The 10,919-nt window shown below is 70.9% G+C and carries 10 protein-coding genes and 1 pseudogene; 4 read left to right on the top strand and 7 right to left on the bottom strand.

What is annotated here, in order from left to right; translation table 11 throughout:
• Positions 1-65: 65 nt before the first annotated feature.
• Positions 66-773 (top strand): GTP cyclohydrolase II, encoded by a 708-nt coding sequence (locus ACFHWS_RS25125; protein WP_416557370.1) that lies wholly within the window; start codon positions 66-68, stop codon positions 771-773.
• A gap of 32 nt (positions 774-805) precedes the next feature.
• Here the strand turns inward: ACFHWS_RS25125 and ACFHWS_RS25130 are convergent, their stop codons facing one another.
• The gene (locus ACFHWS_RS25130) at positions 806-949 is read right to left on the bottom strand and encodes a hypothetical protein (RefSeq protein WP_416557371.1); all 144 of its coding nucleotides are present in this window, start codon (positions 947-949) and stop codon (positions 806-808) included.
• 98 nt (positions 950-1,047) lie between these two features.
• Here ACFHWS_RS25130 and ACFHWS_RS25135 point away from each other — a divergent pair.
• Positions 1,048-1,482 (top strand): annotated as a pseudogene (locus tag ACFHWS_RS25135) (tetratricopeptide repeat protein); the annotation flags it as partial.
• Between the two features lie 210 nt (positions 1,483-1,692).
• Here ACFHWS_RS25135 and ACFHWS_RS25140 read toward each other — a convergent pair.
• The 6 genes from ACFHWS_RS25140 to ACFHWS_RS25165 all read right to left on the bottom strand — a co-directional run bounded on the left by ACFHWS_RS25140 (position 1,693) and on the right by ACFHWS_RS25165 (position 8,611).
• Entirely contained in the window at positions 1,693-2,907 is a 1,215-nt protein-coding gene (locus ACFHWS_RS25140; RefSeq protein ID WP_416569226.1) for an endonuclease/exonuclease/phosphatase family protein, read from the bottom strand.
• Positions 2,904-3,950, bottom strand: a complete 1,047-nt coding sequence (locus tag ACFHWS_RS25145) for a glycosyltransferase family 2 protein (RefSeq protein WP_416557511.1) — start codon at positions 3,948-3,950, stop codon at positions 2,904-2,906. The genes ACFHWS_RS25140 and ACFHWS_RS25145 overlap by 4 nt, the downstream gene beginning before the upstream one ends.
• A gap of 56 nt (positions 3,951-4,006) precedes the next feature.
• A complete protein-coding gene (locus tag ACFHWS_RS25150; protein WP_416557510.1) occupies positions 4,007-4,978 on the bottom strand; it encodes a decaprenyl-phosphate phosphoribosyltransferase in 972 nt (323 codons plus the stop codon).
• 48 nt (positions 4,979-5,026) lie between these two features.
• On the bottom strand, positions 5,027-6,085 hold the full coding sequence (locus ACFHWS_RS25155) for an NAD-dependent epimerase/dehydratase family protein (RefSeq protein ID WP_416569227.1): 1,059 nt from the start codon (positions 6,083-6,085) through the stop codon (positions 5,027-5,029).
• On the bottom strand, positions 6,082-7,410 hold the full coding sequence (locus tag ACFHWS_RS25160) for an aspartate aminotransferase family protein (protein ID WP_416569249.1): 1,329 nt from the start codon (positions 7,408-7,410) through the stop codon (positions 6,082-6,084). Before ACFHWS_RS25160 ends, ACFHWS_RS25155 begins: the two co-directional genes overlap by 4 nt.
• 166 nt (positions 7,411-7,576) lie before the next feature.
• On the bottom strand, positions 7,577-8,611 hold the full coding sequence (locus ACFHWS_RS25165) for a lysylphosphatidylglycerol synthase domain-containing protein (RefSeq protein ID WP_416569228.1): 1,035 nt from the start codon (positions 8,609-8,611) through the stop codon (positions 7,577-7,579).
• Positions 8,612-9,162: 551 nt separating this feature from the next.
• Between ACFHWS_RS25165 and ACFHWS_RS25170 the strand changes: the two genes are divergently transcribed.
• Positions 9,163-10,245, top strand: coding sequence for a sensor histidine kinase (locus tag ACFHWS_RS25170; protein WP_416569229.1), 1,083 nt, complete (start codon positions 9,163-9,165; stop codon positions 10,243-10,245).
• Positions 10,242-10,919 carry a response regulator gene (locus ACFHWS_RS25175; protein ID WP_416569230.1) on the top strand — a complete coding sequence of 226 codons (678 nt, stop codon included), beginning with the start codon at positions 10,242-10,244 and terminating at the stop codon, positions 10,917-10,919. Before ACFHWS_RS25170 ends, ACFHWS_RS25175 begins: the two co-directional genes overlap by 4 nt.

Consider the following 10,919-nt stretch of genomic DNA (forward strand, 5'->3'; position numbering starts at 1 on the left):
CATGTGTCGGTGCCGGCCGGACCGGTGCCGACGCTCTGCGCAGCACATCACCGATAGGACGCACGATGCTTGAACCGCCGCCCCACGCTCCAGTCAACGGTAAGCGCGCCGCCACCAACGGGACGGGTCCCGCGCCGACGGCGACGGTCCGCCGGCAGGTGACGGTGCCGCTGCGGTTCGCCGACGGCTACATCGCCAGTGCCCGGGTCTTCACCTTCGACGGTCTGACCGACCAGCGCGAGCACGTGGCGCTGGGCCTGGGCGACTGGGACCGGGCGTTGGACCAGGCCACCGACGGCGGCGACCCGCCACTGGTACGCCCGCACAGCGAGTGCCTGACCGGCGACGTGTTCGGCAGTCAGCGGTGTGACTGCGGCCCGCAACTGCGGGAGGCGGTGGAGCGGATCGCCGCTCACGGCGGCTTCCTGCTCTATCTGCGGCAGGAAGGTCGGGGCATCGGGCTGTACGCCAAGCTCGACGCCTACGCGCTGCAGGACGCCGGGCTGGACACGTTCGAGGCGAACGTGGCGCTGGGCCGGGGCGAGGACGAACGCGACTACACGGTCGCGGCGCAGATGCTGCTCGCGCTCGGCGTGCACCGGGTGGCCCTGCTCAGCAACAATCCGGACAAGGCGGCGCAGCTCACCCGGCTCGGCGTCACGGTGACCGAGCAGGTCCCCACCGGCGTGCACGTCTCCGCCGCGAACGTCCGCTACCTGGCCGCCAAGGCGAACCACGCCGCGCACACCATCGATCTGTCGGTGACCGACTGACTGAGCCGACCCGACACTCGTGGGCTGGGCGGTCAGCACAGGTAGGGCCAGCCAGCCGCGTCGTAGCCGATCCGGTTGATGCCGAGCAACGCGGCACCGTTGTTCGCGTAGTAGTGGTAGGCGAGGTAGTCGCCGTCGCTGTCGGCGAGTACCGTCTGGCCGCGCCCTGACAGCACCGGTCGACGGAGACGTACAGGTAGTAGTAGCGGTAGTAACCGCCCCGGTTGACCAGCGTCGGTGCCTCGATCGCTCCGCCGCCACGGCCGGCGAGGCTGTGCATCGCCGAACCGGACCGCTCGGGCTCGACCGGGGTCTTAGCGCCGAAGCCCGGGACCATCTGGATCGTGCCCGCGAGCTGGCCGAACGAATTCGCGACATCGGTCTGCAGGCACGGACGCTACGCGCACTGGGTGACCTGCCCTGGCTGGACAGCCGGCATTCGCAGGCCGAAGAGCACTACCGGCGGGGACTCGCGCTGGCCTGTGCGGCGGGCCACCGGGCCAGCGAGACCCGCTGTCTGCGTGGCCTCGGCGAGTTACGACGCGACACCGGCCGGTTCGACGAAGCCCTACGCACCCTCACTCGTGCCGTGGCGGTGGTCGACCGCTGCCCGGACCGCCGGATCGCACCGTACGCGCTGAGCGCGCTGGGCAACACGCACCTGCTCGCCGGCCGCCCGCAGCCGGCGATCCGGCCCTTCCAGCAGGCCGTCACCGTCGCCCTACGCTCGGCGACGCCCGGGCTTCGATCCTCGGTGCGCGCTGGGTCGCGCCGAGCTCGCCCGCAGGGACCGGGACGCGGCCGGCAGGCTGGTCGGCGAAGCGCGCCGGTTGTCCGAGCGGTGCGGCATGGTCGCCCGTACGACCGAGGTGGACGCCCAGCTGGCCGCGGCCGGCATCGCCGGCTAGGTGGCATCCGCTCAGCTCACCGAGACGGTGACGAGCTGTCCCCGGTGGTCGCTCATCCCCCAGCCCGGCACCATCCGGTAGTCGTGGACCCGGGCCGGACCGGCGGTGAACGCCCAGTCCAACCGCCACAACACGGTCCCGCCGTCCGGCCAGGAGACCGGGTAGATCTCCCGGCTGGCCGGCAACGCGTCCCGTAGCCGGCGGCCGAGGGCACGCAACTCCCCCATCGCCGACGTCGCGTTGAAGTCGCCGGCCAGCAGCACCGCTGCCGGGTTGCCGGCGAGGTCGGCCGCCACCGCCCGGTAGTGGGCCTGCCGACGGATCTCCTGCGCCCGCATGAAGGCGGTGAACTCGGCCCGTCGCGGATCCATCGAGACGTCCAGCTGCACCGGGATGTGCACGTTGTACGCCGAGAACACGGTCCCACCCACCAGCAGGTCGGTCCGCAGGACCTTGTACCGGTAGTAGTCCGGGAAGTCGGAGCCGGGGGGCGGACCGCCGAGCCCTGGGTCGGTCAGGTACGGCGTGGCGTCCAGCCCGTGGTGACGTACCACCGGGTACCGGGACATCGTCAGCAGCTCGCCGACCGCGACGATCTGGTAGCCGGGGAACCGTTCGCGCAGTTCGGCACGGTAGTCGACGCGGACCGGCCGGTGCCCGGCGAGATCCCAGCCGACGTGCTCGCTGAGCAGGTAGACGTCGGCCCGCTGGTCGGCCAGGTAGGCGTAGAACCGCTCCGGGTCGTCGCCGTCGTGCCAGTACTCGGTGTTCCAGGCGAACACCCGAACCGCGTCGGCGGGGGCGGGTGCGGCGGTGCGCCCGCCCGGCAGGGCATGCACGTTCAGCCCGGCCAGATCGGTACCGAGCACCAGGCAACCGACGAGCACCAGGGCGAGCCGGGCACGGACCGGGCGGGCCAGCAGCGTCAGTGGGGCCAGCAGCAACGGCACCGCGACGAACAGCAGCGGCGGCATCAGCTCGAACGGACGCCACCACCACTGCGTTCCGGTGAGCGTCAGGAACACCGCGAGGAACAGGCTCCAGCCGGCGACGGTGGCGAACACCAGCCGGGTACGCGGTGGCCAACCTCGATGCCGGGGGCCGCCGGGGCCGCGGTCCGCCGTACCGCCGGCCGGTCCGTCTCCTGGCACCCCTGGCACCCCTGGCGCCGCTGGCGGCGCGGCGGTCCGGGCCGCGCCGCCAGCGGCGGTGATCAGGTGGCTCATGCCGGCGCCCGGGTCACCGTCGGGGCGGCCGGCACGGCGGTGGACGGCCACTGAGCGTCGTACAGCCGGCGGAACCGGCCGGACACCAGCCACTGCAAGGCACCGACCGCGATGCCGGTAGAGATGGCCACGTTGGTCGCGAACGCGACGGCGGTGAAAACCGCCAGGAAGCCCGGGCCGCGCCGACGCAGCACGTAGCGGTACATCGCGGCGTCACCGGCGAGCATCACCGCGAGCAGCGCCCCGGTGGCCAGCGACGCCCATGGGCTCAGCACGACCAGTGGCAGACTGGCCAGCACACCGAGCGCGGCGAGCGCGGCGAGCGAACGCGAGGCGCTCTCGAAGCCCTTGGCGAAGCGCCGGCGCCGGGCGAACAACGGCACCCGCAGCCGCGCCCGGCGGAACAGCTTGCGCATCAGCGGCAGCAGCTTGTCGTCGTCGTCGTGCCAGCCCCGGACTGCGTCGGTGACCCGGATCTGGTAGCGGGTGGACATCCGCTGCCCGTAGTCGACCTCCTCGGTCTGGCGCAGCCGGGGATTGAACGGACCGATCTCGTCGAACACCCGCCGGGGGATCGCGGTAAGCGACGAGAACAGGAAACTGACCTCGCCGAGCGAGGCCATCCGCCAGCAGTACGCCTGCAGCACCCGGCACTGCTCCACCACGCTGTCGCGGATCAGCGGCTCGTCTTCGTAGATGCCGCAGACCGCACCGTACTCGGGATGCGCGCGCAGTTCGGCGACCGCCGTCTCGATCGCGTCCGGCCGCAGCGCCACGTCCGAGTCGACGAAGAACAGGATCTCGCCCCGGGCCGCGGCGGCCCCCATGTTGCGGGCCACCGCGACGCCGCTGTTGCGGGCGGTCCGCAACACCGTGACGGCCCGCTGCCGGGCGATCGCCAGCGAGTCGTCGGTGCTGTGGTCGTCGACCACGATGATCTCGATCGGGCGGTACGTCTGGTCCAGTGCCGCGTCGACGCACTGGCCGATGGAGTTGCCGTAGTTGTAGTTCGGGATGATGACGGACACGAGCGGGTCGGCCATTGCTGCTCCTTGTCGGGTTGGGGCGGTAGTCGGCTGAGGGTGGGGCCGGCCGTCGGTCAGCGCAGCCGGGCGGTGAGATCGAGCGGCACGGCGTAGTGCGCGGCGAGCAGCGTGCCGGCCAGCAGCACGCCCCACAGCAGGGCGTTGACGACCATGACCCGGTCACGCAGCAGGATCCGGGTCGGTTCCCCGCCACGCCCGTCCACCACCAGGACCTGCAGGTAGCGGGCGACAGCGAAGAACGCGAACGGCACCGAACCGAGCAGGGCCAGATCGGTGTACGGGTCGGCCACCGTCTCCTGCAGGGAGAAGAGGAAGGCGACCACGGCCAGCACCGCGCAGAAGACGATCAGATGGTCCAGGTACCGGACCGAGTACCCGCGTAGCGACGGCCGGTGGTCGCTGCCGGAGACGGTCACCTCGTGCCGCCGCTTGCCGAGGATGAATAGCAGGCACAGGGCGAAGACCGCGACCAGCAGCCACCGGCCGACCGGTGCGCCGACAGCCAGGTGGCCTTGGACGACCCGCAGCACGAAGCCGACCGCGACCACGCACACGTCGACCAGTGGCAGGTGCTTCAGGCCACGGCTGTAGGCCAGGTTGAGGACCAGGTAGCCGGCGATCGGCCACCAGGCGACGGCCGGCCCGAGCAGCACCGCGGCGGCCAGCAGCAGCGCCAGGGCCACGCCGACGGCGTACGCCACCGGGACGCTGATCCGACCGGCGGCGATCGGCCGGCGGCGTTTGGTGGGGTGGGCCCGGTCCCGGTGCCGGTCGTGGACGTCGTTGCCCACGTACACCATGGACGAGGCGAGGGTGAACAGCACGACCGCCCAGCCGACCCGGGCCAGCGGTCCCGGCCCCAACGCCGGTGCGTCGATCAGGGCGAGCGGAACCACCAGCAGGTTCTTCGCCCACTGGTGCGGACGGATCAGGGTGATCAGGTCGGTCAGCAGGCCGGGCCGGCTGGCCCCGGGCGACGGTGGGGTCGGGCCGGGGCCGACGGGCTGGTCGATGGCGATGGTCACGACGAGCTCCGGTGGGTGTGGGAGGCGCGGGGTGAGCTACCGGACGGTTCAGAAGACGGCCTTGGCCAGGCTCAGGACGCCCTGTTTCCATGGATCCCGGCTGGTCCGCCCGGTGGACGGGCTGGCAACGGGTCCGGCGGAGCGGGCCGCCCGCCACCAGTGGTAGGTGCGCAGGATCGCGTCGCGGTTGGAGTACTGCGGCCGCCAGCCGAGGACCTCGCCGGCCTTGTCGATGCTGACGTACGAGTCGTTGCACAGCTTGTGGACGAGTCGCCCGTACACCGGCGACAGCCGCAGCCGCTCGAGCAGCCGCAGGACCGCGACGGCGGGGCGGGCCGGAACCGGCACCACCCGCCCGCCGTGCCCGGCCGCGTCGAGCACCGCCTGGAAGTCCTCCCGCAGCGTGCCGAACTCGGCCGCGCCCAGGTTGAACGTGTCGTTGGCGTGGTCGGCGGGGGTGTGCAGGACGACCCGGACCGCGTCAACCAGGTCCTCCACGGCAAACATCTGGATCCGCACGTCGCCCCGGCCGAGCACCGGAAAGTTCCGGCCCTCCTCGGCCCATTCGAACAGCATCGCGAACAGACCCATCCGGCCAGGGCCGAGAAAGGTCTTCGGTCGCAGCATCGGTACGCACATCCCGCTGGCCCGCGACCGCTCACCGACCTCCTCGGCGGCGGCCTTCGCCCGGCTGTACGGGTCCACCGGTTCACGCGGGTGGGCCTCGGTGGTGGGCACCTGCCCGGGTAGCCCGTACACGGCGGTGGTGGAGATGTGCACGACCCGGTCGGCACCGACCGCCCGGGCGGCGTCGAGCACGTTGCGGGTGCCGTCCACGATGATCGACCGGATCTCCGGTTCCGGGTAGCTGGGCAGCGCCGCGGCGGTGTGCACCACCACGTCCGTACCGCGCAGCGCCACGCGGACCCGGGCTGCGTCCCGCACGTCGACGGTCAGGTAGTCGACGCCGGGCACCGGGTCAGCCGGTGGCCGCAGGTCGACGCTGCGTACCTGCCAGCCGTCGCCGGCCAGGGACCGCACCAGGTTGCCACCGAGCATGCCACTGCCGCCGGTCACGGTCACCGTCCCGGCCGCGGCCCCGCTCACCACAGCGACGACACCTTCTCGGCCACGAAGCGGGCCAGCAGCCGGGTCATGCCGAGTGCGAGAGTCCGGTCAAGGCAGTCGAGGAAATGCTCGACCTCGGCGGGTTCGACGACCAGCGGGGGCCCCACCACCAGCGGGTTTCTGCCGTTGAGCGTGTAGTAGCTGTAGATGTCGTGGTCGCGGTAGAGGGCGTTGATCACCGCGCAGGTGACGAGCTTGGTGCCGAACTGCGGATCCTTGGCGAGCCCGCCCGGTGCGACCTTGGCCGCCAGGTCCAGCGAGCGGGCGCTGTTCAGGAAGACGCCCCAGAGCGCACCGGCACCCCGTACCTCGGTCACCACGTCGGGATGTTCCTTGGCGATCCTGGCGAGTCCCGGCGCGAGCACCCGATCGATGGCCCGTGCCCGGGCCGGGAAGTCCTCGTCGACCGCCACGTTGATCGCCTCGATCGCGGTCGCGGTCTCCTCGCCGAAGCCGTAGTAGGTGGTGCTGGTGCTCTGCAACAGCGCGTCGTTGAGGCTGCCGTACGCCTTGGTGAAGATCCGCCGCCGGGCCACGTACGCCGAGATCGACGACTTGCCCCCGCCGAAGGACTTCGAGGTGGTCACCACGTCGGGGATCAGCCCGGGGTAGCGCATGAAGTGGAACATGGTCCCGGTCTTGCCCCAGCCGGTGTAGATCTCGTCGAAGATCAACACGATGTCCTCGCGGGTGCACAGTTCGCGAAGGCCACGCAGGAACTCCTCCGAGCACCACCGGATCGTCGAGGCGCTGAACGGTTCGATGAGGATGGCGTACACGTCGCTGCGGCCCTTGCGGTCGCGGCTGGCCTCCACCGCCGCCCGCACGGCGGCCAGATCGTCGTAGTCGAACGACACCACCCCGGGGATACCGGGGAAGGTGAAGTGGTTCTGGGTGCTGCCGGTGAGGCTGCCGGAGCCGAGTAGCTTGCCGTGGAAGCTGATGTCGCTGCGCAGGATCGTGTTGCGCCGCCCGCCGTGGTACTTGTACGCCAGCTTCACCGCGCCCTCGACGGCCTCCGCGCCGGAGTTCGGCAGGAACGACATGTCGAGGTCGCCGGGCAGGACGGCGGCCAGGTTGTGTGACAGCGCGGCGAGGTACGGCGAGAAGTAGGTCTTGTGCACCTCCATCCGCTGCCGCTCGGCGAACCGGCGGCGGGCGGCCAGGATGCGCGGATGGTTGTGGCCGTGGTTGAGCACCCCGACGCCGCCAGTGAAGTCGAGGATCCGCCGGCCGTCGCGGGTGTGGATGTAGGCGCCTTCGGCCCGGTCGGCGAGTTCCCGGCCGAACCCGAACGAGGTCATCAGGCTGACCTGGCCCTTGTTCACGTGCTGGCGGTACAGGTCGTGCACCTGCTCGACGCTGAGCTGTTCGGCGTCGTCGATGGACAACAGTGGTGGCATCTCGCTGGGTCCTTTCGCTCTCTGATCGCGGCGAGTGGGTACGCGCCGATGGCGGGGCGGTGGCGGGTCAGAACGAAGCCGGGGCCGGGGACCGTTCCGCCGAGGTGTCCGTCGACGCGGCGGCCGCCCGCGCAGCACGCCGGTCGCGCAGCGCGGTGACGAGCAGGGCGGCCCCGGCGGTGAGGATCTCGGCGAGGGTGCACAGCACCCGGCTGGCGATGGCGGTGGTGACCGCCGCCGGCAGGGGCAGCACGACTGTGAGGGCGGCGATCAGCAGGACGTCCCGCACCCCGACGCCGTCCGGAACGAACAGGGCTAGGGTGCCAGCCACACTGGCGATTGCGAAGGCGCCCAGCGCCACTGGCAGCGCTTTGACCGGCGCGGCACCCAGCAGGGTGGCGACCAGCCAGACGTGCACCCCGAACAGCACCCACGAGGCCGTCTGCCAGCCGATCGACCGCCGCAGGTGCTCGGGCCGGGCCAGCCGGGCCAGCTGTGGGCGACGGGCCAGCCGGGCCGCCACGGCGACCACCCGGTCGATCAACGCCGGCCGCAGGAGCAGTAACCCGAGCAGCGCGCCGGGGGCCGGGAACAGCCAGAGGGAGTGGGCCCCGAGCAGTGCCGGCGCGACCAGCAGACCGACGGCCCCACCGCTGAGCAGCACCACCACCACGTTCACCAGGTAGATTCCCGCCATTCTGGGATGGCTCACCCCGGCCCGCTCGCCGAGCTTGAGCAGGGCGAGCAGGCCCCAGACCCGGCCGGGCAGGAACTTTCCGAGGAGGCCGACGAAGAACATCCGGACACCGGCGGTGACCGGCACCGGCACGCCGGTCGTCGAGATGGTCAGCAGCCAGGCACGGGCGGCGCAGAGCAGGCCGCCGGAGGTGACCACCAGGGCGGCGGCCAGCGCCGGCACCGTCCGGGGACGGGTCAGCTGGCCGAGCGTCGACCAGTCCTGGTCACGGAGTGCGAACGCGACGACGATGCAGACGGCGACCACGAACGCCCCGACGACCAGCCGCCCGACGAGCCGGCGACCACGCCGGACAGTGCCGGGTGCCGGCTCTCGGCCGGCGGGTGTCGGCGCGTCTGTGACCATGACGGCCTGCTCCTTTCCTCGTGTCGGATGGTTCGTCGGCGGGCCGCCCGCACAGGGCGGATCGTGGCCCGAGCAGGCTCCCCACAACGACAATCATCAATGGGTCGATGGTAGGGGCCGGCTTCCGGGCCGGCCAAGGTGGCAGAGCCCCATCCGCCGACAGGCTCCATGAAGGTGGCGGCACCGGCTACGACCAAGGACGCGCGACGCCTCGACCAACGGCGCGTACGGATGCAGCCGGGGCGCAGGCGCACCGCCGGGTCGGACGACACGCGGGCGGGCGGAGCGGAGGCTGTCGGACGGGATTACGCCGTCCGCACCGCAGCACGACGAACAGGCCAACCAGGTCCAACCGGTAAGGATTCAAGTTGATTTATATGGGTAAATTGCTAAAGAAAAGCTTATGGCCAGCAAAATCAAAGACGGAGACCACAACCAAGCGGCCTGAGCAGAGACGATCTAATCCCGACACTCAAACCCCGTAAGGGGTGGATGTTCCAGTCGGGAGCGCTATCATAAGTCTCCGTGGCAGGAGTCGGCGGGGAGGCCTCTTGAGAACTGGGCGTGACGCGGACGCGGCCCGAAGCACGGACACCACGGGGATCCTCGACGAGGTCCTCAGCGCGTTCACCAGGGCCCTGCGGCAGCAGGGCAACCAGTTGATCAGCCGGCCGGAGGTCGCCGAGCAGCTCGCCGGCCAGGTCGCATCGGTCCTCGACGACGTGGCGGCTCAGCTCAGACTGCCGGACACCTTCCGGATAACACTGACGGGTGAGGCTCGGCTGCCCAGTGTCGAAATCGGTGCGCAGCGGGCCGAGCACGGCATCCACCCGGTGGAGTCGCTACGCGCCGCCATCACGTTGTTCGAGGTCGGCCTGCCAATCATCAGTCGCGAATTCGCGCCCACCGACAGCATCAGCGCGACCCGGATCAGCAAACTGTTCCATGAGGCGATCATGGCGCGAGTCGCCGTCGGATCCCTGTCCTACGTGACGTTCCTGATGACAAAGCTGCAGGAGTCCCGGCAGGAGGAGCGGCGACGGATAGCTCGGGAGTTGCACGACCGGGTGCTGCACGGCATGAGCCTGACGCTGCACCGACTGGACCTGAACCGGCACTACGCCGAACACGACCAGGCGCGTGCGCGGGCCAATCTCGACAGCGCGGTCGAGTACCTCGGCGAGGCGGTGCGTACCGTGCAGCAACTGTCCGCCGAACTGCGCCGTTGTGTCGGCGAGGAGGGCCTGGCGAGCGCGCTGCGCGAATACCTGAAGGTGACGACGCCACCATCGGTACGGGTCTCGCTGCGCATCACCGGCGACGCCAAGGCCCTGCCTCCGGATACCACCGAGGAGCTCTACCTGATCCTGCGCGAGGCGGTCCGCAACGCGCTACGCCACGCCGCACCACGCCGACTGGACGTCACCGTCAATGCAGCTGCCACCGAGGTGCGCGCCGTGGTCTCCGACGACGGCCGGGGCTTTGATTCGAGTGGCCCGTACCGGGCCGGCGGCGGACTACCGTCGATGCGGGAGCGGGCGTTGCTGCTTCGGGGCCGACTCTCCGTCGTCAGCGAGCCGGGTAGGGGCACCCGCGTGGAGGTACGGGTCCCGCTGATGAAGAGCGGGCTTTGACCGCCCCAGACCGGCCGCAGATCCGGGTCTGTCTCGCCGACGACCACGCGCTGATGCGTGACGGCATCCGCGAGATGCTCTGCACCGATGCCAAATTCACGGTCGTCGGCGAGGCGTCGACCGGGCCGGAGGCGGTGGCCGTGTGCGTCCGGTTACGACCCGACGTCCTGCTGCTTGACGTGGAGATGCCCGGCCTCGGCGCCGCCGCCGTCGTCCGTCAGGTCGGCCGGGCCGCCCCACAGACCCGGGTCGTCGTGGTAACCATGCACGACGACCCCGACCTCGTGTCCGAACTGCTGACGGCCGGCGCGGTCGCGTACCTACTCAAGACGATCCTGCGGGACGAACTCGTCGCCGCCGTCCGGTCCGTGGTGCGCCGGCCCGTGCAGAACGTCCTGCTGGCGGTGTCCCGCGCGACCGTGGAACGGCTCGACCGGCAGCGACCGCGCACCACGCCACCGTTGACAGAACGGGAGCTGGAGGTGCTGCGGTTGACCGCCGAAGCGCTGAGCAACGCCCAGATCGCCGGTCGGCTGTGCATCACGGAGGCCACCGTCAAACGGCACCTGACGAACATCTACGCGAAGCTGCACGCGGTGTCGCGAGTCGACGCGATCCGCAAGGCTACTGCGGCGCGGCTGATCAAGCCGGCGCCGCAGGCACCGGTCAACTGA

Origin of the sequence: Micromonospora sp. LOL_013, from assembly GCF_048060315.1 — a bacterium.
Classification (GTDB): Bacteria; Actinomycetota; Actinomycetes; order Mycobacteriales; family Micromonosporaceae; genus Micromonospora_E.

What these genes read in the sequence shown, in the direction of transcription:
- ACFHWS_RS25165 (WP_416569228.1), bottom strand. Translation starts at nt 8,611, where the DNA reads ATGGTCACAGACGCGCCGACACCCGCCGGCCGAGAGCCGGCACCCGGC.
- ACFHWS_RS25160 (WP_416569249.1), bottom strand. Translation starts at nt 7,410, where the DNA reads ATGACCTCGTTCGGGTTCGGCCGGGAACTCGCCGACCGGGCCGAAGGC.
- ACFHWS_RS25145 (WP_416557511.1), bottom strand. Translation starts at nt 3,950, where the DNA reads ATGGCCGACCCGCTCGTGTCCGTCATCATCCCGAACTACAACTACGGC.
- ACFHWS_RS25140 (WP_416569226.1), bottom strand. Translation starts at nt 2,907, where the DNA reads ATGAGCCACCTGATCACCGCCGCTGGCGGCGCGGCCCGGACCGCCGCG.
- ACFHWS_RS25125 (WP_416557370.1), top strand. Translation starts at nt 66, where the DNA reads ATGCTTGAACCGCCGCCCCACGCTCCAGTCAACGGTAAGCGCGCCGCC.